This window comes from Streptomyces sp. NPDC050145 (genome assembly GCF_044460245.1).
Taxonomy (GTDB): Bacteria; Actinomycetota; Actinomycetes; order Streptomycetales; family Streptomycetaceae; genus Streptomyces.
The window spans coordinates 561,599-585,883 of the sequence record NZ_JBITJS010000002.1 but is presented as its reverse complement, the minus strand read 5'-3'; the positions used below and the strand labels follow the sequence as shown (position 1 = coordinate 585,883).

Here is a 24,285-nt window from a genome sequence, read left to right as displayed (position 1 = left end):
GCACCGGCGGGAACACGAAAAGGGGCGCCTCCAGGGCACCCCTTTCGCGATGACTCGCCCTACGGAGACCTACTCCGCGGGCGCCGCCTTCTTGGCCGCGGTCTTCTTCGCCGCGGTCGTCTTCTTGGCGGTGGTGGTCTTCTTCGCCGCCGTCGTCTTCTTCGCCGCCGTCTTCTTGGCCGCGGTCTTCTTGGCCGGTGCCTTCTTGGCGGCGGCCTTCTTCGCCGTCTTCTTGGCGGGGCCCTTGGCACGCTTCTCGGCGAGCAGCTCGTAGCCGCGCTCCGGCGTGATGTCCTCGACGGAGTCGGCCGCGCGCAGCGTCGCGTTCGTCTCGCCGTCGGTGACGTACGCGCCGAAACGGCCGTCCTTCACGACGACGGGCTTGCCGCTGACCGGGTCCTCGCCGAGCTCCTTGAGCGGGGGCTTGGCGGCGGCGCGACCGCGCTGCTTGGGCTGGGCGTAGATCGCCAGGGCCTCTTCGAGCGTGATGCCGAAGAGCTGGTCCTCGGTCTCCAGGGAGCGCGAGTCCGTGCCCTTCTTCAGGTACGGCCCGTACCGCCCGTTCTGCGCGGTGATCTCGACGCCCTCGGCGTCGGTGCCGACGACGCGGGGCAGCGACATCAGCTTGAGCGCCTCGTCGAGGGTGACCGTGTCGATGGACATCGACTTGAAGAGGGAGGCCGTGCGCGGCTTGACCGCGTTCTTCCCCGTCTTCGGGGTGCCCTCGGGGAGCACCTCGGTGACGTAGGGGCCGTAGCGGCCGTCCCGGGCGATGATCTGGTTGCCGGAGACGGGGTCCGCGCCGAGCTCGAAGTCGCCGCTCGGCTTGGCGAGCAGCTCCTCCGCGTACTCGACCGAGAGCTCGTCGGGCGCGAGGTCGTCGGAGACGTCGGCCTTCTGGTAGCCCTCCTGGTCGCGCTCGCCGCGCTCGATGTACGGGCCGTAGCGGCCGACACGCAGCACGATCCCGCTGCCCACGGGGAAGGACGAGACCTCGCGGGCGTCGATGGCGCCCAGGTCCGTCACGAGCTCCTTGAGGCCGCCGAGGTGGTCGCCGTCCCCGTTGCCCGCGTCGGACGCGGAGCCGGAGTCGTCGCCCTCGCCGAAGTAGAAGCGCTTGAGCCACGGCACGGACTGGGCCTCGCCCCGCGCGATGCGGTCGAGGTCGTCCTCCATCCGGGCGGTGAAGTCGTAGTCGACGAGCCGGCCGAAGTGCTTCTCGAGCAGGTTGACCACGGCGAAGGACAGGAAGGACGGGACGAGCGCCGTGCCCTTCTTGAACACGTAGCCGCGGTCGAGGATGGTGCCGATGATCGACGCGTACGTCGACGGGCGGCCGATCTCGCGCTCTTCCAGCTCCTTGACCAGGGAGGCCTCGGTGTAGCGGGCCGGCGCCTTGGTGGCGTGGCCGTCGACCGTGAGCTCCTCGGCGGACAGCGCGTCGCCCTCGGTGACCTGCGGCAGGCGCCGCTCGCGGTCGTCCAGCTCCGCGTTCGGGTCGTCCGCGCCCTCGACGTAGGCCTTGAGGAAGCCGTGGAAGGTGATCGTCTTGCCGGACGCGCTGAACTCGGTGTCGCGGCCGTCGGCGGAGGTGCCGGCGATCTTCACCGTCACGCTGTTGCCGACCGCGTCCTTCATCTGGGAGGCGACGGTCCGCTTCCAGATCAGCTCGTAGAGCCGGAACTGGTCGCCGGTCAGGCCGGTCTCGGCGGGCGTGCGGAAGCGGTCGCCGGAGGGGCGGATCGCCTCGTGGGCCTCCTGCGCGTTCTTGACCTTGCCGGCGTAGGTGCGCGGCTTGTCCGGCAGGTAGTCGGCCCCGTACAGCTGCGTGACCTGGGTGCGGGCGGCGGTCACCGCCGTGTCGGACAGCGTCGTGGAGTCCGTACGCATGTAGGTGATGAAGCCGTTCTCGTACAGCTTCTGGGCCACCTGCATGGTCGCCTTGGCGCCGAAGCCCAGCTTGCGCGAGGCCTCCTGCTGCAGCGTCGTGGTGCGGAACGGCGCGTACGGCGAGCGGCGGTACGGCTTGGACTCGACGGAGCGGACCGCGAACGACGTGTTCTCCAGGGCGGCGGCGAGCGCTCGCGCGTTCGCCTCGTCCAGGTGCAGCGTGTTCGCCGAGCCGGCCTTGAGCTGACCGAGGGAGTCGAAGTCGCGGCCCTGGGCGATGCGCTTGCCGTCGACCGCGCTCAGGCGGGCGACCAGCGAGGACGGGTCGGACGGGTCGCCGGCGCGGCCGGTCGCGAAGGTGCCGGTCAGGTCCCAGTACTCGGCGGAGCGGAAGGCGATGCGCTCGCGCTCCCGCTCGACGACGAGACGGGTGGCCACCGACTGGACGCGGCCCGCCGACAGGCGCGGCATGACCTTCTTCCACAGGACCGGCGAGACCTCGTAGCCGTACAGGCGGTCGAGGATGCGGCGGGTCTCCTGGGCGTCGACCATGCGCTTGTTGAGCTCGCGCGGGTTGGCGACGGCGGAGCGGATCGCGTCCTTGGTGATCTCGTGGAAGACCATCCGGTGGACGGGAACCTTGGGCTTCAGGACCTCCAGGAGGTGCCACGCGATGGCTTCGCCCTCGCGGTCCTCATCGGTGGCGAGGAAGAGCTCGTCGGAGTCCTTCAGGAGATCCTTGAGCTTCTTGACCTGCGCCTTCTTGTCGCTGTTGACGACGTAGACGGGCTGGAAGTCGTGCTCCACGTCGACGCCGAGGCGGCGGACCTCACCCGTGTACTTCTCGGGGACCTCCGCCGCGCCGTTGGGCAGGTCGCGGATGTGCCCGACGCTCGCTTCGACGACGTATCCGGGGCCGAGGTAGCCCTTGATCGTCTTCGCCTTGGCGGGCGACTCGACGATGACGAGTCGGCGGCCGCCCTGTGCGGTCTCGCTGGTCGGGGACAACTTCGCTCTTCTCTCCGGTCGGCGGTTCGGGCCGTTCTGGTCGGTCGGGTCCGGTGTGCGGCGCACTGCTTCTGCGGCACTGCTGCGGAGTGTGACGGTACCTCCCGCCGGTGTGTCAAACGGGAAAAGCACGCAGCAGCCACTCGGAACGGTAACCCGACTCTTCTTGATCCTGCCCCCGGACCGGCGAGCGGACGCCCGGCCTCCGGGTGAGCGGAAGATCACTGTGCGTGCCACGTTCCTGTCACGAGCGTCCCTATTGCGCTGCATTCCGCCCCGGTCCGGCGCCCGTGCTCCACACCTTTATCTCCTCCTGACAGGATGGGGGGTGGCTGGGGGAGCCCGGGAGTCTGTCGACAGAGCCACGGGGGGCCTCCGGCTCGTCCCCGAAGGCCATCCCGACCGCGCAGGAGCCCCTGATGTCCGACAGCAACCCGTACGGCCAGCAGCCCCCGCAGGACCCGAACAACCCGTACGGCCAGCAGCAGCCCCCGCAGGACCCCTACGGCTACCCGCAGCAGGGCGCGCAGCCCGGCTACGGCGCCGCCCCGGGCCAGCCCGGCCAGCCGAACTACGGCTACCCGTACCCGAACTCCGCCCCGGCCGGCGGCTACGCCCAGCCGCAGCCGGGCGTCCCGGCGGCGTACGACCCGTCCGCCCCGTACGGCTACGACCCGTACGGCCGCCCGTACTCGGACAAGCAGAAGCTCACCGCCGGCCTGCTCGGCATCTTCCTCGGCACCTTCGGCGTCGGCCGCTTCTACACGGGTCACACCGGACTCGCCGTCGGCCAGCTGATCGTCGGCGTCCTCAGCTGCGGCATCGGCGGCCTGTGGGGCTTCGTCGACGGCATCGTCATGCTGGCCAGCAGCAACACGACGGACTCCCAGGGCCGCCCGCTGCGGCCGTAATCCATGGCCTCCCTGCGCACGTCTCCAAGGATCCCGGCTGTCGCAGCACCACTCACGGTGCTCGCCGCCGGGATCGCGGGAGCCGTCTACCTGTACGGCACCGATCCGCACGAGCCGGGCCATCTGCTGCCGGTCTGCCCGTTCCGGGCGCTCACCGGGCTGCTCTGCCCGGGTTGCGGCGGTACGCGCATGGCGTACGACGTGCTGCACGGCCGCATCGCGACCGCCTGGCACGACAATGCGCTCCTGCTCGTGGCCACCCCCTTCGCCGTTGCGCTGCTGGGGAGTTGGCTCTACGCAGGCCTGCGCGGGCGCCGCCGTCCGCCTCTCCCCGGCACCCGCACACAGCTCGCCCTGCTCGGCCTCGCCCTCACCTGGGGCGTGCTGCGCAACCTGAAGTGACGGCACATCACATCAGGCCGCGCAAGGTCACGAACCCGCCACAATAAAGGGCTCGGGCGCTCGCGAGGACCCCCGCTGCACCTAGGCTCGGACCCGTCCGAGGTGCCGCCGTGTCCCCACCGGTGCGTTCACTCTCGGCCATCCGCTCAGACAGCCCGGCAACCGGGTCTGTTCAGTCTGTCCCTAGGAGCAACTCCCATGTCCCAGCCCTTCCCCGGCGCCACGCCCGAGGCCCCCTTCGGCGTCGACCCGCAGGGCCGCCCGTACTCCGACAAGCAGAAGCTCGTCGCGGGTCTGCTCGGCATCTTCCTGGGCTCGTTCGGCGTCGGTCGCTTCTACGTGGGCGACACGAAGATCGGTGTCTGGCAGCTCGTCGTCTCGATCCTGACCTGCGGCGCCGGCGGCCTGTGGGGCTTCATCGACGGCATCCTGTTCCTCACGAGCAACGACCGTACGGACGCTCAGGGCCGCGTCCTGCGCTGACGCATCGCGCACACACCGACGCCCGCCCCGGTTCCGACCGGGGCGGGCGTCGTCGTAGCCGAAGGCCCGTACCGAGCCGACGTCGGAACCGACGTCAGAGCCGGCCGAAGCACCAGACCGCGGCCAGCACCGCGAGCAGCCCGACGCTGCCGCTGAGCACCGCCGCGGCGACCGGACGCACCCCTTCCGCGACCGGCTCACCCTGCGCGGACCGCACCCCCGTCCACAGCAGCAACCCCGCCCCGAACAGCGCGAACACGGCACCCGCGAACACCGCAGGCGTACTCTCCATCGCCTTTGCCTCCCCCGGCAGTCGGCACCGCTGCGGGTGCCCAGGGCCGCGAGGCTCGCACGGGCGGGGAAACCACGGGTGAACTCCCGTACAGCGCGGGGCGAAGTCCGGTCAGCCGGCGAGTGCCACCGGCTCCAGGAAACCCTGCTCGACGAGCGTGCGGATCTGCGCGGGCGTGCGGTCGCGCAGCAACACGGGCTCCTCGCCCATGAGTTGCGCGATGGCGTCCAGGATCCGCCCGGCGCTCAGCGTCCCGTCGCACACGCCCGCGAACCCGGCGCCCACGGTGTCCACCTTCGTGGCCCGGCGCATCCCGCGTCCCTGGCGCAGCACGACGTGCTCCGGGTCCTCGGCGCCGGGCAGCCCGACCTGCTCCTGCACGACCTCGCCGGACAGCTTGAACGCCGACTCCAGCAGCGCCGCGTCGTCGTTCGCCCGCAGCCAGTCGACCCGTGCGAAGTGGGCGCGCACGGTGTCGCCGAGCGGCTGCTCGACGGGGTGCGGCCACTCCTCGACGGTGATCGACGGCTCCTCGGCGGCGGCCGCGCTCTTCCTGAGCGTGATCCAGCCGAAGCCGACGGCCCTCACCCCGGCCTCCTCGAACGCGTCGAGCCACGCGTCGTAGCGCGCCGCGTACTCGGCCGGGTCGGTGCGGTGGTCACCGGCGTCGCGCAGCCACAGCTCGGCGTACTGCGTGATGTCCTGCACCTCGCGCTGCACCACCCAGGCGTCGCAGCCGCGCGGCACCCACGAGCGCAGCCGCTCCTGCCACTCCTCGCCGTCCACGTGCTGCCAGTTGGCCAGGAACTGGGCGTACCCCCCTTCGTTCAGTCGCTCCCCCGCCTGCTGAACGAGCGTGCGGCACAGATCGTCCCCGCTCATCCCGCCGTCCCGGTACGTGAGCCGGGCGCCGGGCGAGATGACGAACGGCGGGTTCGACACGACCAGGTCGTACGTCTCCTCGCCGACCGGCTCGTACAGGGAGCCCTCGGAGAGTTCGGCGGCCGGGACCCCGCTCAGCGCGAGGGTGAGCGCGGTGATGTGCAGCGCTCGGGAGTTGAGGTCGGTGGCGGTGACCCTGGTGGCGTGCCGGGACGCGTGCAGCGCCTGGATGCCGGAGCCGGTGCCGAGGTCCAGGGCGGACTCGACCGGCGTGCGCACGGTGATGCCGGCGAGCGTGGTCGACGCGCCGCCGACGCCGAGCACGACGCCCTCCTCGCGGCTGCCGATACCGCCGGCGCCGCCGACCGCGCAGCCGAGATCGGACACGATGAACCAGTCCTCGCCGTCCGGGCCGCCGTAGGGGCGTACGTCGACGGTCGCCGCGACTTCGGCGCCGTCGGTCTCGCGCAGCCAGCCGCTCGCCACGCACGCGTCGAGGGGCAGCACGGCCTCCAGGCGGGTGCGCGGCACGGGCTGCTGCAGCAGGAAGAGGCGGACGAGCGCCTCCAGAGGGCTCTCGCCGCGCGTCGCCCGCAGCGCGGGCACGGTCTCGCTGCGCGCGAGCGCCGCGTACGCGGGCGCCCCGAGCAGGTCGAGCAGCCCATCGGCGGTGAACTCGGCTTTGAGCAGCGCGTCGCGCAGGGCGAGCGCGACGTCGGAACGGTCGGCGGCGGGCAGATTGTCCAGGCTGGTACGACTCACGGTCCCATTGTGACCCGGGAACGGCCACGCCCCCGGCGCGCGGGGGCACCGGGGGCGTCGTGAGGCGTATGGGGCCGGTGAGGCGGCCCGAGACGCAGGAACTCAGGAATTCAGGAACTCACGAATTCCTGAGCTCAGGAACTCCAGAGCTCAGGAGTTCTTGGAGGCGGACGGCGTCGCGGCCGTGCTCTTGCAGCCTTCCTGCTTCTCCATGGCCTTGCCGACCTCGCCCTCCTGCAGCTCGGCGACGGCGTTGTCGCCGTTCTGGCTGAGCTTCGTCAGGCCTTCACCGATGCCCTCCAGGCCCTTGGCGAACGCGGCCTGGTCACCGGTGTCGAGCGCGTCGACCTTCTTCTTCAGGTCGGCGTAGCCCGTGGAGAGGGCGTCGAGCTCCTTGACGGCGTTCTGCTGCTTCTTCTTGCCGTCGTCGACCGGCGGCGGGCCGGCCTTCTCGACCGCGTCGGCGATGTCGCCGTACGCGTCGGAGAGGTCCTGGAACGCCTTGGAGTCGGCCTTCTGCACCTCCTCCGGCTTGCTGTTCTCCGAGCTCACCTTCTGGATCGAGTCGTTGGCGGCCTGGATCTGCTTCGCCGGTGCCACCCGGGCGTCACAGACCTGCTTGGCCCAGGCGTTCAGCTCCTCGTTGCTGTCGTCACCGCTGCAGCCCGACAGCGCCAGTACCAGTACCGCACCGCCGGACAGTGCGGCCGCGAGCTTCTTGTTCACCGGATTGGTCCCTTCCATGGCTCTCGGCCCCGGAACTTACACGCCAAGCACACGACCAGCGCACGCGAGGCGTTAGATATGACCAGTTTCTTCCCCATTAGGGGCCATTTGCATCAAGGGAGAGAAGGCTCACGGGACACGAACCGGCAAACCCGGGACACGCGTGAGGCGGACGACCCGTCAATCCGGGCCGCCCGCCTCCGTGTTGACCGCTCAGGCGCCGTCCTCGACATGCTCCGAGGGTGTTACGGCACCACTGCCCAAGGGCATTACGGCACCACCGCCGGATCGGCCGGATCCGCCTGCTTCGTGGCCGGTCCGGCGTCGTCAGTGTCGTCGTCGACCGCGATGCCGCGCCGCTTGGAGACGTAGACCGCGCCGACGATGACGGCGAGTGCCAGCACCGCGATCACGACCCGTACGCCGACGCTCGCGTCGTCCCCGAAGCTGAACTTGACGATCGCGGGCGCGATGAGCAGCGAGACGAGGTTCATGACCTTCAGGAGCGGGTTGATCGCCGGGCCCGCCGTGTCCTTGAACGGGTCGCCGACCGTGTCGCCGATGACCGTGGCGGCGTGGGCCTCGCTGCCCTTGCCGCCGTGGTGGCCGTCCTCGACGAGCTTCTTCGCGTTGTCCCAGGCGCCACCCGAGTTGGCCAGGAAGACGGCCATCAGCGTGCCCGTCCCGATGGCGCCCGCGAGATACGCGCCGAGCGCGCCGACGCCGAGCGTGAAGCCGACCGCGATCGGCGCCATGACGGCGAGCAGCCCGGGCGTGGCGAGTTCGCGCAGGGCGTCCTTGGTGCAGATGTCGACGACCCGCCCGTACTCCGGCGTCTCCGTGTAGTCCATGATCCCGGGGTGCTCGCGGAACTGCCGCCGCACCTCGTAGACCACGGAACCGGCCGACCGCGACACCGCGTTGATCGCGAGCCCCGAGAACAGGAACACGACGGCGGCGCCGACGATGAGCCCGACCAGGTTGTTGGGCTGCGAGATGTCCATGTTCAGGTTCATCGGCCCGGCGTCGCCGACCTTCTCGCCGACGTCGTGGGCCGCCGAGAGGATCGCGTCCCGGTACGAGCCGAACAGCGCGGCCGCGGCGAGCACGGCCGTGGCGATGGCGATGCCCTTGGTGATCGCCTTGGTCGTGTTGCCGACGGCGTCCAGGTCGGTGAGCACCTGCGCGCCCGTGCCCTCGACGTCACCGGACATCTCGGCGATGCCCTGCGCGTTGTCGGAGACCGGCCCGAAGGTGTCCATGGCGACGATGACGCCGACCGTGGTCAGCAGCCCGGTCCCGGCCAGCGCCACGGCGAACAGCGCCAGCATGATCGACGTGCCGCCGAGCAGGAACGCGCCGTAGACGCCGAGGCCGATCAGCACCGCCGTGTAGACGGCCGACTCGAGCCCGATCGAGATGCCGGCGAGCACCACGGTCGCGGGCCCGGTCAGCGAGGCCTTCCCGATGTCCCGCACGGGCCGCCGGGTCGTCTCGGTGAAGTACCCGGTGAGCTGCTGAATCAGCGCGGCGAGCACGATGCCGATGGCCACGGCGACGATCGCGAGGATCCGCGGATCGCCGGACTTGCCGGTGACCTCCCCGACCGCCCCGTCGAGCTCCGCGTACGAGCCCGGCAGGTACGCGTAGACGGCCACGGCGACGAGGACCAGCGAGATGACGGCCGAGACGAAGAAGCCCCGGTTGATGGCGCTCATCCCGGACCGGTCGCTCGCGCGGGGCGCCACGGCGAAGATGCCGATCATGGCCGTGACGACGCCGATCGCGGGCACGATCAGCGGGAAGGCGAGCCCCGCGTCACCGAAGGCCGCTTTTCCGAGGATCAGTGCCGCCACCAGAGTGACGGCGTACGACTCGAAGAGGTCGGCGGCCATCCCGGCGCAGTCTCCGACGTTGTCGCCCACGTTGTCGGCGATGGTCGCGGCATTGCGCGGATCGTCCTCCGGGATGCCCTTCTCGATCTTGCCGACCAGGTCGGCGCCGACGTCGGCGGCCTTGGTGAAGATGCCGCCGCCGACACGCATGAACATGGCGATCAGCGCGGCCCCGAGCCCGAATCCCTCCAGAACCTTCGGCGCGTCGGCCGCGTAGACCAGCACGACGCAGGAGGCACCGAGCAGACCGAGCCCCACGGTGAACATGCCGACGACGCCGCCCGTACGGAAAGCGATCTTCATGGCTTTGTGTGAGGCGACGGTGGGATCCTTTTCGGATTCCCCCGAGGCCGCTTCCCGGGCCGCGGCGGCGACGCGCACATTGCTGCGCACCGCGAGCCACATTCCGATATAGCCGGTGGTCGCGGAGAACACGGCGCCGATCAGGAAGAACACCGAGCGACCGGCGCGCTGATTCCAGTCGTCCGCCGGAAGCAGCATGAGAAGGAAGAAGACGACGACCGCGAACACGGCCAGGGTGCGCAGCTGCCGGCCCAGATAGGCGTTCGCGCCTTCCTGGACCGCACCGGCGATCTTCTTCATGGAATCCGTGCCCTCGCCCGCCGAGAGCACCTGGCGCACCAGGACTCCGGCCAGGGCGAGCGCCGCGAGCGCGACGACGGCGATGACGATCACGATCAGACGATTGCCGTCCGTCAGGTCCGCGGCCGCGAGATGTGAGGGGATGGAAGGCTCCGCCATTCGTCCTCCTTGACGCTTGGACTGAGCTCAAGACGTGGACGGATTGTAGGGAGAGGAACCTGATCAAAACAGTACGCGGGAAAAGATAAGATCGTCGACCTGAAGGGAAGCCGATAATGCCTCCAAGGCATTATCGGAGCCCTCCCGAGATCATCGGCGAATTCGATCTAGAAAGAGACCGGCAGAAATGATCACGGGAACGATCGCGGAAATGATCACGCGAAAGGCCGGCGGGAAAGATCTACAGAACGAAAGAAAGCCCTGCTCACCGCGCGGGTGAACAGGGCTTGCTGTCTTCGTCGCCGCCGGTCAGCCGGGCGGCTCCTCCGTGTCCGGCGTGGTCGGCCAGCTCATGCGGATGAGACCGCCGCTCTCGTCGGCGGTGACCTCCACATCGTCCACGAGGCCGCTGATGACCGCGAGACCCATGTCGTCCTCGCCGTCCGCCTCCGGCTCGCCCGCACCACCGCCCGCGGACGCCTGCTCGACCACCGCGGCCCGCGGCGCCTCGTCACCCACCTCGATGGAGAACTGCTTCTCCTCCTCGATGAGAGCCACGCGCACCGGCGCCGTCAGGCCACTGCTCTGATGCAGCCCCACGGCGCGGCTGCACGCCTCACCGACGGCGAGCCTGACCTCGTCGAGCACCGCCTCGTCCACGCCCGCCCTGCGCGCCACCGCGGCCGCCACGAGACGGGCGGTCCTGACGTGCTCGGGAAGAGGACTGAAGCGAAGTTCGACGGTGGCCATGCATCCCCCTCGAAGTACGGGCGTGCTCGGGGAGACCGGGACGGCCTGGGCCGCCCGGTCCCCTGACTCTCTCGACCGGCTCAGTCGGTCGCCGCTACGGCTTCCTCGACCGAGGTGTGGATCGGGAACACCTTGGTCAGACCCGTGATCCGGAAGATCTTGAGAATGCGCTCCTGGTTGCAGACCAGGCGCAGCGAGCCCTCATGGGCCCGCACACGCTTGAGACCGCCGACCAGCACGCCGAGCCCGGTGGAGTCGAGGAAGTCCACGCCCTCCATGTCGACGACAAGGTGGAAACTGCCGTCGTTCACCAGCTCGACCAGCTGCTCGCGCAGCTTGGGCGCGGTATACACATCGATTTCGCCACCGACCTCGACGACCGTACGATCGCCGACGGTACGGGTCGACAGGGACAGGTCCACGGATCCTCCAGCACCTTGCTAATCGAGCGGTCGCCCCTCGGGGACACCTCGGCCTGATCCCCCGGGACGGTTCGCCAGCCGCGATGGCATTCAATCACTTACCGGCAGGCGTGCACGACGCCTTGGAACATTGTCCGTCACGCCAGTGACACACTCGGAGCCGATGGCCAAGAATCACCGACCCGAACGACCTGCGGCGTCCACGGGCTCCCGACCCTCTCCCGGGGCGGTCCTGGAGCGGCTCGCCTCGGGTCCGAGCAGGGCTGCGCGCATCACCCATACGGAGCACTTGCCCCCTCGTGAGGGCCGTCATGCCGTGTGGCCGGACCGGATCCGCGCCGAGGTCGTCGCCGCCGTGCAGAAGGCCGGAATCGATCACCCGTGGGCCCACCAGGCGCTCGCGGCGGAGCACGCCCTCGACGGCGAGTCGGTGGTCGTCGCCACCGGAACCGCCTCCGGCAAGTCCCTGGCATACCTGGTCCCGGTCCTCTCCGGGCTGCTCGACGGCTCCGAGGCGCCGAACGGCCGCGGGGCCACCACGCTCTACCTCGCCCCCACCAAGGCGCTCGCGGCGGACCAGTGCCGGTCGGTGAAGGAACTTTCACAACCGCTGGGCCACGCGATCCGTCCCGCGGTCTACGACGGCGACACTCCCTTCGAAGAACGCGAGTGGGTCCGCCAGTACGCCAACTACGTCCTGACCAACCCCGACATGCTGCACCGCGGGATATTGCCCTCCCACGCCCGCTGGTCCTCCTTCCTCAAGGCCCTGAAGTACGTCGTCGTCGACGAGTGCCACACCTATCGCGGCGTGTTCGGCTCGCACGTCGCCCAGGTCCTGCGCCGGCTGCGCCGCCTGTGCGCCCGCTACGGCTCCGAACCCGTCTTCCTGCTCGCCTCCGCCACCTCCGCCGAGCCGGCCGCCTCAGCGGGCCGTCTGACGGGCCTGCCGGTCGTCGAGGTCGCCGACGACGCCTCGCCGCGCGGCGAGCTCGTCTTCGCCCTCTGGGAGCCGCCGCTCACCGAGATGCAGGGCGAGAAGGGCGCCCCGGTGCGGCGCACCGCCACCGCCGAGACAGCCGACCTGCTGACCGACCTGACCGTCCAGGGCGTCCGCTCCGTCGCCTTCGTACGGTCCCGGCGCGGCGCCGAACTGATCTCGGTCATCGCCCAGGAGCGACTCGCCGAGGTCGACCGCTCGCTCGTCCGGCGTGTCGCCGCCTACCGGGGCGGCTACCTCCCCGAGGAACGCCGCGCCCTCGAAGCCGCCCTGCACTCCGGCGAACTCCTCGGCCTGTCCGCCACCACCGCCCTCGAACTCGGCATCGACGTCTCCGGGTTGGACGCCGTCCTCATCGCCGGCTACCCCGGCACCCGCGCCTCCCTGTGGCAGCAGGCCGGCCGCGCCGGACGCTCCGGGCAGGGCGCCCTCGCCGTCCTCGTCGCCCGCGACGACCCGCTGGACACCTACCTCGTCCACCACCCCGAGGCCCTCTTCGACCAGCCCGTCGAGTCCACGGTCCTCGACCCCGACAACCCGTACGTGCTCGCCCCACACCTGTGCGCCGCGGCGGCCGAACTCCCGCTCACCGCACCGGACCTGGACCTCTTCGGCCCCACCACCGCCGAGCTGCTCCCGCAGCTGGAGGCCGCGAAGCTGCTCCGGCGGCGCACGAAGGCCTGGCACTGGACGCGCCGCGAGTCCGCCGCCGACCTCGCCGACATCCGCGGCGGGGGCGGCAACCCGGTGCAGATCGTCGAGGCGAGCACCGGCCGGCTCCTCGGCACCGTCGACGCGGCCTCCTCGCACACCACCGTCCACGACGGCGCCGTCCACCTCCACCAGGGCCGCACGTACGTCGTCCAGCGCCTCGACCTCGACGACAACGTCGCCCTCGTCGAGCCCGCCAACCCCACGTACTCCACCACCGCCCGCGACACCACGGCCATCTCAGTCCTGGAGACGGACGTCGAAGTCCCGTGGGGCGACGGCCGGTTGTGCTACGGCTCGGTCGAGGTCACCAACCAGGTCGTCGGCTACCTCCGCCGCCGCCTCATCACCGGCGAGGTGCTCGGCGAGACCAAACTCGACCTCCCTCCCCGCACCCTGCGCACCCGCGCGGTGTGGTGGACGGTCACCGAGGACCAGCTCGACGCCGCCCGCATCAACCCCGAGATCCTCGGCGGCGCCCTGCACGCCGCCGAACACGCCTCCATCGGCCTCCTCCCGCTCTTCGCCACCTGTGACCGCTGGGACATCGGCGGCGTCTCGATCCCGCTCCACCCCGACACGCTGCTCCCCACGGTCTTCGTCTACGACGGCCACCCCGGCGGGGCGGGCTTCGCCGAGCGGGCCTTCCACACGGCCCGGGAATGGCTCGCCGCCACGCGCGAGGCGATCGCCGCCTGCGAGTGCGAGGCCGGCTGCCCGTCCTGCATCCAGTCCCCCAAGTGCGGCAACGGCAACGACCCCCTGCACAAGCGCGGCGCGGTCCGCCTCCTCTCCGTCCTCCTCCAGGGCGCGCCCACCCAGCCGGACGCGCCCCAACCCGCGGTGTCTACGGGGGATTAGCCGGCCCGGCCCCCGACGCCGAGGGCCCGCCGGTGAGCCGACCGACCGTCGAGCCCTGCTCCTGACCCGGCCCCGGATCCAGTCCCGGCAGAGCCTGGGGGCGCGAGTCCGGTTCCGTGACGGGCCCCGGCGCCGGAGGTGTCCCGAGGCGCCGCCCCTGCTCCGGACCCGGTACCGGCACCGGAGATGCACCGAGGCGTGAGTCTTATTCCGGGACCGGTCCCGGCGCCGGAGAAGTCTCGGAGCTCGAGTCCGGCTCAGACTCCGGCCCCGGAACAGGTGCCAAAGGCCCCTCCGGGCGAGGCCCCGAGGGGCCGGCTCTGGAACGGAACTCCGCCGCGAACGGGCCCCGCCCCGCCGCCGCGACCACCTCCGCCACCTCCCCCCGCACCGCACAGCTCACGACTCTCGCCCCCTGCGCCCCGGCCACCCGCCCGGCCAGGGCACACGCATCGGTACCGCCCTCCATCCAGTGCCCCGCCGCAGCCAGTGCCGCCAAGTCAGCGGCGCCGCCCGCCCGGTGGCGGGCCTGAATTGCCTGGCCCAGGGCGAGCACCACCCCGAACACCGCCCCCACCGCGGCCATCGCCACCACGACCCACACCGTCGCCGACCCACGATCGGCCCGCAGCCGCGAGCCCGTCCGGCGCCCGCACGGTCCGGCCCGCCCTCTTCCCGCCTGCCTCCTCACGCCGCCCCCACCGTCTCCTCGGCCGCCGCGACCGCCTCCGCCCTCAGGTCCGCGGCGAGCGGACCCGGCCCCGCCGACCGGGCCGACACCGTCACCCGCACCAGGTCTCCTTCCCGGCTCACCGCCACGCGCGCCCCGGGCGGCGCCGCCTCCAGGGCCGCGGCCCGTGCCTCGCTCGCGGGCTCCTCCCGGGCCACGGCGCGGGCACCGGCCCGCGCCGCGTCCACACACCGGATCTGCCCGGAGACCGCGAGCAGCCCCCAGGCCAGCGCCAGCGTGAACCCCACGAGCACGGGCAGCACCACCGCCGCCTCCGCCGTCACGAAGCCCCGGTCAGAACGACCCATTGAGCGCCTTCCCCACCAGCTCCTCCAGGGCCGACATCACGGCCCCGCTCGTCATCACCTTGTAGAGCAGCCCGGCGAAGCCCACGGCCGCGAGAATCCCCACGGCGTACTCGGCACTGACCATCCCGGCGTCCTTCCGCGCGGTCCGCACGGCCCGCGCCCAACGCCGCACCCGCACCCGCACCCGCACGCCGACACCACCCCGCGTTCCCCGGCGGCTTCCACGACCCTCATGACTTCCGCCGCACCCACCGCATTCACTGCACTCACCGCATCCACGGCTCATCACAACCCCCTTGCGCATCACGTTCGTTCACCTCTCAGCACCCCTCACCGACCGACTCCTCCGCCCAGCACACCTCCCGTCAGTCCGATCACCACGGGCAGTACGCCGATCGCCAGGAACGCGGGCAGGAAGCACAGCCCCACCGGCGCGGTGATGACCACCCCCGCCCGTCTCGCCGCCGTCGTCGCACGCCGGCCCCGCTCGGCTCGGCACTCCGCGGCGAACCGGGCCACCGGCACCGCCGCGGGCGCCCCGGACTCCCCGGCCCTCTCCAGGAGCCGCACGAGGCCGGCCGCACCGGGCAGTACCGCCACCTCCCGCCACGCCGAGGCGGCTTCACCCCCCAGGCGCACCTGAGCCGCACCCCGCGCGAGACCTCGCCCCACGGCCCCGCCCAACGACTCCCCGACCGCCCGTGCGGCCCCGACCGGATCCGCCCCGGCCGCCAGGCAGGCCGCCAACAGCTCGGCGGCAAGCGGCAGTTGCCGTGCCACTTCGGCCCGCTCGTCCGCACCGAGCCCCTCCGTCGGGACAGCCGCCGGCCCCGCGCTCTTCCCGCGAGACCTCCACCACCCCACGCCCGACGCCACGACCAGCCCGACGAACATCCCGGCCACGCCGCCGACCAGCGCGTACCCGGCACACCCCGCCCCGGCCACCGGCGCCCACCGCCACACCCCCGACGGCATCCGCATCCGACACCGCGCCCGCACCTCGACCGGGGCCGCCTCCAGAACCGCCCGCACCCGGCGCCGTACCGCCCGCGCCCTCAACCGTCCCCACACCCCGTACGCCCCCCAGACACTCAACCCGGCGACACACAGCACCACCCCCAGCCTGTGGACAACTCCCGCCATCGACCCAGCCCCGCCGGACACCATGAACACCCTGAACACCCCGAACACATCGATCACCCCGACCACCCCGTCATCCCCGTTCCGCCCCGCGCACGATCCGCACCGCCCACCACAGCCCCGCCGCCTCCAGCAGCCCGCCCACCACCAGGCACCCGAGCCCCGGCCCGGTGTGCAGCAGCACCCGCAGCGGGCGGGCCCCGAGCAGCGAGCCGAGCAGCAGCCCGCACACGGGCAGCCCGGCGAGCATCACCGACGTCGACCACGGACCCGCCAACTGCGCTCTCAGCTCGGCCCGTTGATCCCGCTCGGCCCGCAACGCGTCCGCCAGCCGGTCGACCCCGACGGCGAGGCCCGCGCCCCGGTCCACCGCCACCCGCCAGCACGCGGCGAGCCCGTACAGACCCTCGGCGCCCGGTTCCGCGGCCGCCGAGCCCAGCGCCCCGGGAACGTCACCGCCGAACCGCGCCGCGGCCACCACCGCGGCCCCGCCCGGCGCCCCCGACTCCCGTACGGCGACCGTGAGCGCCGCTCCGGGCTGCCGCCCCGCGCGCACCTCGCCGGCCAGCAGCTCGCACAGCCGGATCACCGCGTCGCCCCGCCGCTCCGCCGCCCGCCGCGCGTCCCGCGCCCTGCGCACCCGCGCCGCCCCGGGCACCGCGGCGGCCCCCAGCACCAGGGGCAGCGGCGAGGCCCCGAGCACCCCGACGGCCAGCCCGGCCGCCCCGCACGCCCACTCGGGTCGCGCCCCCAACCAGGCCCGGCACCTCACCAGCCCCGGCCACCGAACCACCGGCGCGGCGCCACCCACCTCGGGGCCCGGGCCCAACACCGCCCGCGCCCTGCGCAGTTCGCCGCCTCGCACGCGCACGGCCCAGGCCACGCTCAGCACGCCGAGCAGCGCCACCGCCACGACCCCGCTCATGTCGGATCACCGCGCATCCCCAGCAGTTCGCGCAGCCGAGCCCAGCCGGGCCCCGGCACGAAACCCCGCTCGCCCCACTCCAGCGCGGAGACGGTCCGCACCCAGCCCTGCGCGTCCCGCTCCAGTACGTGGACCTGCGCGACCCGTCGCCGCCCGCCTCGGTCCCGTACGAGGTGGAGGATCACCGAGACGGCCGCCGCGAGTTGGCTGTGCAGGGCGGCCCGGTCGAGGCCTGCCGCCGTGCCGAGCGCTTCAAGGCGGACGGGGACGTCGCTCGCCGCGTTGGCGTGCAGCGTGCCCGAGCCTCCTTCGTGCCCTGTGTTGAGAGCGGCCAGGAGGGAGACGACCTCGGGGCCGCGCACCTCGCCGACGACGAGGCGGTCGGGGCGCATCCGCAGGGCCTGGCGGACCAGGTCGTCGAGGCCGACGGCGCCCGCGCCCTCCTGGTTGGCCGGCCGGGCCTCCAGGCGCACCACGTGTGGATGGTCGGGTCGCAGCTCGGCCGAGTCCTCGGCGAGGACGATCCGCTCCTGCGGTCCGACCAGGCCCAGGAGCGCGCTGAGCAGCGTCGTCTTGCCGCTGCCGGTGCCGCCGCTGATCAGGAAGGAGAGGCGGGCGTCGAGCAGGGCCCGCACCACCCGGTCGCCGCCCGGCGGCACCGTGCCCGCCGTCACCAGCTCGTCCACGGTGAAGGCCCGCGGCCGTACGACGCGCAGCGACAGGCAGGTGCAGCCGACCGCGATCGGCGGCAGCACGGCGTGCAGGCGGGTCCCGTCGGGCAGGCGCGCGTCCACCCAGGGGCGGGCGTCGTCGAGGCGGCGCCCCACGACCGCGGCGAGCCGCTGGGCCAGCCGGCGCACGTCCGCCGCGCTCTCGAAGCGCACCCCCGCGGGCTCCAGGCCGCCGCCCCGGTCGACCCAGACCCGGTCGGGCGCCGACACCAGGACGTCGGTCACCGCGGGGTCGCCGAGGAGCGGCTCCAGCGGGCCCGCGCCCACCAGCTCGGAGCGGAGCCGGCCGGCCGCGCCGAGCACCTCGGCGTCGCCCAGGATCCGGCCCTGCGCCCGGAGCGCCTCGGCGACGCGCGCGGGGGTGGCCTCCGCCCCGTTCTCCGCGAGCCACTGGCGGACGCCATCGAGCATGCGGGCCCCGACCACGGCGGTCATGCCATGCCCCCGGCGTCCGAGCCGACAGCCGCGCGGTCCCAGAACTGCGCCGTGAACCGCCCGAGCGGGCCGCCCACCCCCGGCGGCTTTCCCGCGAGGACCCCGTTGTCCAGGGGCAGTTCACCCGCGAGCGGCAGGCCGAGCAGCCGGGCCGTCTCGTCGGCGCCGAGCGCGGCCGTGCCCCGTACGGGCGCGGTGACGATCCTCAGGTCGCGCAGCACCATGCCGACGGCGCCCGCCATCCGCCGGGCGGCCGCGACCGCGCGCAGCTCGGGCGGGACCACGAGCAGCCCCACGTCGAGCTGGGCCAGCGCCTCCACGGAGCCCGCGTCGATCCGGCGCGGCAGGTCCACGACGACGGTGCCTCCCCTGCGCCGCGCCGCGGCGAGCACCGCGCGCACGGCCTCCGGGGGCACCGCCGCCAGATCGCCCCGGTCCCAGCTGAGCAGCCGCAGGCCGTGCAGCGCGGGCAGGGACTCCTCCAGGGCGGTGGCGCCGACGCGGCCGCGGGACTGGGCGAAGGCGGGCCAGCGCAGCCCGTCCGCGGCCTCGCCGCCGAGCAGCACGTCGAGCCCGCCACCCAGCGGGTCCGCGTCGACGAGCAGCGTGCGCCGCCCGGCCCGCGCGGACGCCACGGCGAGCGCGCAGGCCAGGGTGGAGGCACCGGCGCCGCCCCGGCCGCCGAGCACGCCGACCGTGAGGGCGGGCCGCCCGACGCCCTCCGCGACGTCCGCGATCCGGTCCATCAGCCACTGCTCGCCGTCCGGCAGCATCAGGACGTGGTCGGCGCCGATCTCGACGGCGCGCCGCCACACCCCCGGGTCGTCCTGGTCCCGGCCCACGAGCACCACCCCGTGCCGGCGGGGCGCTCCGCGCAGCCGGTCGGCCGCGTCGTCCCCGACCAGGACGAGCGGCGCGCCCTCCCAGCTCCCGCGTCCGCCCGGCGCCCCGTGTCCGACCTCCGGCCGCACCCCGGCGGCCGCGCACAGCCGCAGCAGGTCGTCCAGGAGCCGTCCGTCCTCCGTCACGATGAGCGGCGCCCGCCCCCGCGCCCCAGTGTCCCGCACCGGGTCCTGCGCACTCGTCCCCGTCATGGTCCGATCCCCCTCTCTCCGCGCCGCCCGCGTCCGCGAGCGATCCGCACCGCCGCGAAGCCCGGCCGGCGCAGCGCCGGATACCGGCCGCTCCGCACAGCTCGGCAATGCCGGACCGGCCGTCGGACCGAACCGGAACTTCGCGTGCGGAATCACCGTGCGGCGATCTCGGAAATCGTGTGGATCTTGGACAATTCCTGTGGACGCGAGAACGCTTGTGGATATCTCGATCACCCCAACAGGTGAACGCCGCGAGATCCGGCCCGAACCTCCCGCACAGCAGCCCGAAGGTCACACAGCGTGACGGAACGACGAAGTGCCGCTCGCGGCGTCGAGGCCGGGCGGCACGGTTGAACGGGGAAGTAAGAGGGCCCAAAAACGGGTCCGGACATGCGACGACCCCCGCCGGGGGGGGAGAGCGGGGGTCGTCCCCACGGTCCGACTCGGGGGGGGAGGAGCCAGACCGGGTTAGCACGGTCGCGAACGATCCGTGACTTCCATGGTGTACCCGAGAGCCTTCTCAGGCAAACCCACGCGCCCGAGCTTACGCCGAATGGTGGGCGCCTATGCTCGAGCTCGTGGAAAACCCCTCCTTGACCCACTCCATGCCTCGCGCGGCGGCGTTCTTCGACCTGGACAAAACGGTCATTGCGAAGTCGAGCACGCTCACATTCAGCAAGTCGTTCTATCAAGGCGGGCTGATCAACCGGAGGGCCGTGCTGCGGACCGCGTACACGCAGTTCGTGTTCCTCGCCGGCGGCGCCGACCACGACCAGATGGAGCGGATGCGCGAGTACCTCTCGGCGCTCTGCCGCGGCTGGAACGTGCAGCAGGTGAAGGAGCTCGTCGCCGAGACGCTGCACGATCTGATCGACCCGATCATCTACGACGAGGCCGCGTCCCTCATCGAGGAGCACCACACCGCGGGCCGCGACGTCGTCATCGTCTCGACGTCGGGAGCCGAGGTCGTCGAGCCGATCGGCGAGCTGCTCGGCGCGGACCGGGTGGTGGCCACGCGCATGGTCGTCGGCGACGACGGCTGCTTCACGGGCGAGGTCGAGTACTACGCCTACGGCCCCACGAAGGCCGAGGCCGTCGAGGAGCTCGCCCGCTCCGAGGGGTACGACCTGTCACGCTGCTACGCGTACAGCGACTCGGCGACGGACGTGCCCATGCTGAGCACCGTCGGACACCCGTACGCGGTGAATCCGGACCGCGCGCTGCGCCGCGAGGCGATCGCGCGCGAGTGGCCGATCCTCGACTTCCACAAGCCGGTTCGACTCAAGCAGCGCCTGCCGCACCTGTCCGCGCCGTCCCGTCCGGCGGTGGCCGCGGCGGTCGCGATCGGCGCCGCGGCGGCCACCGCGGGCCTGGTCTGGTACGCCAGCCAGCGCCGCGCCCGAATGCGTCCTATTTGAACCTAAAAGTAAAGAAGTGCGGCCAGGACTACCGCTCTCCTCAGGGGTGGAGTACAAAGGAGTCAACGGCCCGCGAGACCAAGGACATCCGAGAGGATCACCTTCAAACGCAACCAAGGCCCCACGGACCGAAGCATGAACGCAGGGCACCCACGCGACGTCGACCCGTCGATTACGGGCCAGCCGCACCAGGTGACGGGCAGAAGTTCCCGACCTGATGGGCAAATATCGAGGACGCTTGGTAACCCAGTGGCCATGCCAGCGGCGGTACGAGGACTCGTACCGCCGCAACCCGTTTCCGGGGCTTTTCACTCCGGGAACGCTCCGGGAATTCCCGTCAGGCGGCGCCGCGCTGGAGCGCTTCGCAGACCGCGGTCGACTCCCTGACCCCGAGCTCAACGGCCTTGCCGCAGTGGGCGATCCACGCCGCCATGCCCTCCGGAGTACCGGAGGCGTAGCCGTCGAGCGCCGCCGCGTACTGCGCACGCCCGAGCTCCGCGTGCCCCACCTCCGCGGGGCAGATCGACTTCGGGTCGAGACCGCTGCCCACCAGGACGATGCGCTCGGCGGCGCGCGCCACCAGCCCGTTGTGCGAACCGAAGGGGCGCAGCGCCTGGAGCTCGCCGTGCACCACGGCCGCCGTCACCAGGGCGGGCGCCTCGCTGCCCGCGATGATCAGCTGGGCGAGTCCGTCGAGCCGGCCCGCGACCTCGTCGGCGTCCGGCAGGGGCAGCTCCACGAGCGGCTCGTCGACCGGCTCGCCCGCCTGACGGGGCCGGCCCACCGCGTCGCCCTGGTCGGCGGCCGCGACCAGGTGCAGCCGCGCGAGGACGCGCAGCGGAGACTGCCGCCAGATGGACAGGAGTTGACCCGCCTCCGCGGTGAGCCGCAGGGCCGCGCCGACGACGGGCGCCTCCTTGTCGCCGTCGCCCCCGCTGAAGTCGGTGCGCCGGCGCACCTCCTCGAGCGCCCAGTCGGCGCCCGACAGCGCCGCACTGCCCCGCGCGCCGCGCAGCGCGGCCTCGGAGGTGACCTCGTTGCTGCGGCGGCGCATGACCCGGTGCCCGTAGACCCGGTCCACCGCCTTGCGCACGGAGGCCACGGAGTCGGCCACGCCCGGCAGGTCGGCCAGTGCGGCGAGGGGGTCGGCTGTCGTACTCATGCGTACGACCCTACGGGGCACAGGGCGCCGCCCCACGAAGGAGTGGTCTTCTTCACGCCGGGTCGACACGGAGCGCGACACTCCTACTACGCTTCGTGAACATGAAGATCGCTTTCGTGGGGAAGGGCGGCAGCGGCAAGACGACGCTGTCCTCGCTCTTCATCCGTCACCTCGCCACCACCGGATCGCCGGTCGTCGCCGTCGACGCCGACATCAACCAGCACCTGGGCGCCGCGCTCGGCCTCGACGAGGACGTCGCCGCCGAACTGCCGGCGATGGGCGCGCGGCTGCCGCTCATCAAGGACTACCTGCGCGGTTCGAACACGCGGATCGCGTCCGCCGACACCATGATCAAGACGACACCGCCGGGCGAGGGCTCACGGCTGCTGCGGGTGGGCGAGAACAATCCGGTGTACGACGCCTGTGCCCGGCGGGTGGAACTCGACGGCGGGTCCGTCCGTTTGATGGTCACCGGCCCCTTCACCGAAGCCGACCTCGGTGTCGCGTGCTACCACTCCAAGACCGGAGCGGTGGAGCTGTGCCTGAACCACCTCGTCGACGGCCAGGGCGAGTACGTGGTGGTCGACATGACCGCGGGCTCCGACTCCTTCGCCTCGGGCATGTTCACCCGCTTCGACATGACGTTCCTCGTCGCCGAGCCGACGCGGAAGGGGGTCTCGGTCTACCGCCAGTACAAGGAGTACGCACGGGACTTCGGCATCGCCCTGAAGGTCGTGGGGAACAAGGTGCAGGGCGAGGACGACCTCGACTTCCTGCGCTCGGAGGTCGGGGACGACCTGCTCGTCACCGTGGGGCACTCGGACTGGGTGCGCGCGATGGAGAAGGGCCGCCCGCCCCGCTTCGAGCTCCTGGAGGAGGCGAACGCCGGGGCGCTCGCGACTCTGCGGGCCGCCGCCGACGCCACGTACGAGGCGCGCGACTGGGAGCGGTACACCCGCCAGATGGTCCACTTTCACCTGAAGAACGCGCAGAGCTGGGGCAACGAGAAGACGGGGGCCGACCTGGCGGCGCAGGTCGACCCCGGCTTCGTACTGCGGGAGAGCCGGCCGAGCGTGGGCGCCACGGCCTGACGGTCCGGGGCCGGATCGGCCTGATCCGGATCAGTCGGGTCCGGGTCGGTCGGGTCCGGATCGGTCGGGTCCGGTCCGGCCGGGTCCGGGCTCAGGGCCTGGCGGCCGGTGCGCCCGGGACGCCCTTGGGCGCAGGCGCGGGCCCGCCGGTCAGGAACGACGCCCAGCCCTGCTTCGGTGCCTGGCCGACGCCGAGGGTCGTGAGCTTCTTCAGGGTCCGCGGGTCCTGGGCGTCGAGCCAGTCGGCGAGCTGCCGGAAGCTGACGCAGCGCACCTCGGGCTTGGTGCAGACGGTCTCGACGGTCTCTTCGACGGCGCGCATGTAGACGCCGCTGTTCCAGGACTCGAAGTGGTTGCCGATGACCAGGGGCGCGCGGTTGCCCTCGTAGGCGCGGTCGAAGCCGGCGATCAGGCTGTCGCGCATCTGGTCGCCCCAGAACTCACGCTGGTCGGGGTCGCCCTGGGTGCTGGTGCCCGACTGGTTGACCATGAAGTTGTAGTCCATCGTCAGCTGCTCGTACTTGTGCCCGATGAAGGGGACGAGCTGCATGGACAGGTCCCACAGGCCGCTCTTCTTCCGGGGCCACAGCTGGTCGTTGACGCCGCTGGTGTCGTAGCGGAAGCCGAGGTCCTTCGCCGCCCGCATGAAGTTCTTCTGCCCCTCGAGGCAGGGGGTGCGGGCGCCGATGAGCTCCTTGTCGTAGTCGAAGGGCAGCGGCGCCATGTTCTTCAGGCCCGCGTTGGTCTTCCACGACTTCACGAAGGTCTTGGCCTGCTGGATCTCGCTCTTCCACTCGGCGACCGACCACTCGCCGACCCCGCCGCCCTTGCCGCAGAAGTGGCCGTTGAAGTGGGTGCCGATCTCGTTGCCCTCGAGCCAGGCGCCGCGCACCTGCTCGGCGGTGTCGCGGATGCCCTGGACGTCGTTGAAGCCGATGTCCGAGCGGCCCGCCGAGTGCTGCGGCGCGTGGTACTGGCCGGCCTTGCTCTCCGGGAGCATGTACACGCCGCTGAGGAAGTACGTCATGGTCGCGTTGTTGGCCTTGGCGACCTCGCGGAAGTGGGAGAACAGCTTCTGGCTGTCCTCGCCCGCGCCGTCCCAGGAGAAGACGACGAACTGCGGGGGCTTCTGACCCGGCTTCAGCCGCTCGGGGCGGGGCAGGTGCGGCTGCTGTCCGGTGTACGCGGTCGAGCCGTCGCCGATCGGGCGCATCACACTGCCCGGGGCGGGCGCGGCGGGCGCCGCCTTCTTGGGGCCGGGGGCTCCCTTGTGCGGCGGCGTGGACGTGGTGTCTCCGGTCGCGCAACCGGAGAGGACGGCGGCGCACGCCGCGGCGGCGGCGACCCCCGCGACGATCCTCCTGCCGGCGATCCGCTGGGTGGCGATCCGCTGGGTGGCGGCCATCTTCCGCCCACCTTCTTCCTGGGAGTCGGCTTGCGAGACGGGGCACGAGAAAGACCGTGCGAAATGCCCGAAATACCCGGGTGCGCCGC

22 protein-coding genes are annotated in these 24,285 nt (G+C 72.2%); 6 read left to right on the top strand and 16 right to left on the bottom strand.

Annotation, left to right across the window (positions count from 1 at the left end; translation table 11 throughout):
* Window positions 1–69: 69 nt before the first annotated feature.
* Entirely contained in the window at window positions 70–2,898 is a 2,829-nt protein-coding gene (gene topA, locus ACIBTU_RS06200) for a type I DNA topoisomerase (RefSeq protein ID WP_399124717.1), read from the bottom strand.
* A gap of 419 nt (window positions 2,899–3,317) precedes the next feature.
* Between topA and ACIBTU_RS06195 the strand changes: the two genes are divergently transcribed.
* From ACIBTU_RS06195 to ACIBTU_RS06185, 3 genes are all read left to right on the top strand, one after another.
* Window positions 3,318–3,809, top strand: a complete 492-nt coding sequence (locus ACIBTU_RS06195; protein ID WP_399124716.1) for an NINE protein — start codon at window positions 3,318–3,320, stop codon at window positions 3,807–3,809.
* Window positions 3,810–3,812: 3 nt separating this feature from the next.
* Window positions 3,813–4,211 (top strand): DUF2752 domain-containing protein, encoded by a 399-nt coding sequence (locus ACIBTU_RS06190; RefSeq protein WP_399124715.1) that lies wholly within the window; start codon window positions 3,813–3,815, stop codon window positions 4,209–4,211.
* Between the two features lie 198 nt (window positions 4,212–4,409).
* On the top strand, window positions 4,410–4,694 hold the full coding sequence (locus ACIBTU_RS06185; protein ID WP_399124714.1) for a TM2 domain-containing protein: 285 nt from the start codon (window positions 4,410–4,412) through the stop codon (window positions 4,692–4,694).
* Window positions 4,695–4,788: 94 nt separating this feature from the next.
* Here ACIBTU_RS06185 and ACIBTU_RS06180 read toward each other — a convergent pair whose 3' ends face one another.
* The 6 genes from ACIBTU_RS06180 to bldG form a co-directional block, all read right to left on the bottom strand.
* Window positions 4,789–4,986, bottom strand: a complete 198-nt coding sequence (locus ACIBTU_RS06180; protein WP_399124713.1) for a hypothetical protein — start codon at window positions 4,984–4,986, stop codon at window positions 4,789–4,791.
* Between the two features lie 111 nt (window positions 4,987–5,097).
* Window positions 5,098–6,630: a methyltransferase gene (locus ACIBTU_RS06175; protein WP_399124712.1), complete on the bottom strand. Its 1,533-nt coding sequence runs from the start codon at window positions 6,628–6,630 to the stop codon at window positions 5,098–5,100.
* Window positions 6,631–6,780: 150 nt separating this feature from the next.
* Window positions 6,781–7,374, bottom strand: coding sequence for a small secreted protein (locus tag ACIBTU_RS06170; RefSeq protein WP_399124711.1), 594 nt, complete (start codon window positions 7,372–7,374; stop codon window positions 6,781–6,783).
* A 251-nt stretch (window positions 7,375–7,625) separates the two neighbouring features.
* Window positions 7,626–10,013, bottom strand: coding sequence for a sodium-translocating pyrophosphatase (locus tag ACIBTU_RS06165; RefSeq protein WP_399124710.1), 2,388 nt, complete (start codon window positions 10,011–10,013; stop codon window positions 7,626–7,628).
* A gap of 309 nt (window positions 10,014–10,322) precedes the next feature.
* A complete protein-coding gene (locus tag ACIBTU_RS06160; protein WP_399124708.1) occupies window positions 10,323–10,763 on the bottom strand; it encodes an ATP-binding protein in 441 nt (146 codons plus the stop codon).
* Window positions 10,764–10,843: 80 nt separating this feature from the next.
* Window positions 10,844–11,185, bottom strand: coding sequence for an anti-sigma factor antagonist BldG (bldG, locus tag ACIBTU_RS06155; RefSeq protein WP_003975386.1), 342 nt, complete (start codon window positions 11,183–11,185; stop codon window positions 10,844–10,846).
* A gap of 289 nt (window positions 11,186–11,474) precedes the next feature.
* Here bldG and ACIBTU_RS06150 point away from each other — a divergent pair, with 289 nt between their 5' ends.
* Complete coding sequence (locus tag ACIBTU_RS06150) at window positions 11,475–13,757, top strand: DEAD/DEAH box helicase (RefSeq protein ID WP_399124707.1); 2,283 nt, start codon at window positions 11,475–11,477, stop codon at window positions 13,755–13,757.
* Between the two features lie 205 nt (window positions 13,758–13,962).
* Here ACIBTU_RS06150 and ACIBTU_RS06145 read toward each other — a convergent pair whose 3' ends face one another.
* From ACIBTU_RS06145 to ssd, 7 genes are all read right to left on the bottom strand, one after another.
* Window positions 13,963–14,448 carry an Rv3654c family TadE-like protein gene (locus ACIBTU_RS06145; protein WP_399124706.1) on the bottom strand — a complete coding sequence of 162 codons (486 nt, stop codon included), beginning with the start codon at window positions 14,446–14,448 and terminating at the stop codon, window positions 13,963–13,965.
* Window positions 14,445–14,795, bottom strand: a complete 351-nt coding sequence (locus ACIBTU_RS06140; RefSeq protein ID WP_399124705.1) for a TadE family type IV pilus minor pilin — start codon at window positions 14,793–14,795, stop codon at window positions 14,445–14,447. Before ACIBTU_RS06140 ends, ACIBTU_RS06145 begins: the two co-directional genes overlap by 4 nt.
* The gene (locus ACIBTU_RS06135; RefSeq protein ID WP_399124704.1) at window positions 14,782–14,919 is read right to left on the bottom strand and encodes a DUF4244 domain-containing protein; all 138 of its coding nucleotides are present in this window, start codon (window positions 14,917–14,919) and stop codon (window positions 14,782–14,784) included. Before ACIBTU_RS06135 ends, ACIBTU_RS06140 begins: the two co-directional genes overlap by 14 nt.
* Window positions 14,920–15,125: 206 nt before the next feature.
* On the bottom strand, window positions 15,126–15,776 hold the full coding sequence (locus ACIBTU_RS06130; protein ID WP_399124703.1) for a type II secretion system F family protein: 651 nt from the start codon (window positions 15,774–15,776) through the stop codon (window positions 15,126–15,128).
* Between the two features lie 232 nt (window positions 15,777–16,008).
* Window positions 16,009–16,860, bottom strand: coding sequence for a type II secretion system F family protein (locus ACIBTU_RS06125; RefSeq protein ID WP_399124702.1), 852 nt, complete (start codon window positions 16,858–16,860; stop codon window positions 16,009–16,011).
* Window positions 16,857–18,026, bottom strand: a complete 1,170-nt coding sequence (locus ACIBTU_RS06120) for a TadA family conjugal transfer-associated ATPase (RefSeq protein WP_399124701.1) — start codon at window positions 18,024–18,026, stop codon at window positions 16,857–16,859. The genes ACIBTU_RS06125 and ACIBTU_RS06120 overlap by 4 nt, the downstream gene beginning before the upstream one ends.
* A complete protein-coding gene (gene ssd / locus ACIBTU_RS06115; RefSeq protein WP_399124699.1) occupies window positions 18,023–19,120 on the bottom strand; it encodes a septum site-determining protein Ssd in 1,098 nt (365 codons plus the stop codon). The genes ACIBTU_RS06120 and ssd overlap by 4 nt, the downstream gene beginning before the upstream one ends.
* Before the next feature lie 566 nt (window positions 19,121–19,686).
* Here ssd and ACIBTU_RS06110 point away from each other — a divergent pair.
* A complete protein-coding gene (locus tag ACIBTU_RS06110; protein ID WP_399124698.1) occupies window positions 19,687–20,538 on the top strand; it encodes an HAD family hydrolase in 852 nt (283 codons plus the stop codon).
* Window positions 20,539–20,875: 337 nt separating this feature from the next.
* Here ACIBTU_RS06110 and ACIBTU_RS06105 read toward each other — a convergent pair whose 3' ends face one another.
* Window positions 20,876–21,700, bottom strand: a complete 825-nt coding sequence (locus ACIBTU_RS06105; RefSeq protein ID WP_399124697.1) for an oxidoreductase — start codon at window positions 21,698–21,700, stop codon at window positions 20,876–20,878.
* A 101-nt stretch (window positions 21,701–21,801) separates the two neighbouring features.
* Here ACIBTU_RS06105 and ACIBTU_RS06100 point away from each other — a divergent pair, with 101 nt between their 5' ends.
* Complete coding sequence (locus ACIBTU_RS06100) at window positions 21,802–22,791, top strand: ATP-binding protein (protein WP_399124696.1); 990 nt, start codon at window positions 21,802–21,804, stop codon at window positions 22,789–22,791.
* A 91-nt stretch (window positions 22,792–22,882) separates the two neighbouring features.
* On the opposite strand, the gene ACIBTU_RS06095 is transcribed toward ACIBTU_RS06100, so the two are convergent.
* Window positions 22,883–24,196, bottom strand: coding sequence for a hypothetical protein (locus ACIBTU_RS06095; protein ID WP_399124695.1), 1,314 nt, complete (start codon window positions 24,194–24,196; stop codon window positions 22,883–22,885).
* Window positions 24,197–24,285 lie beyond the last annotated feature (89 nt).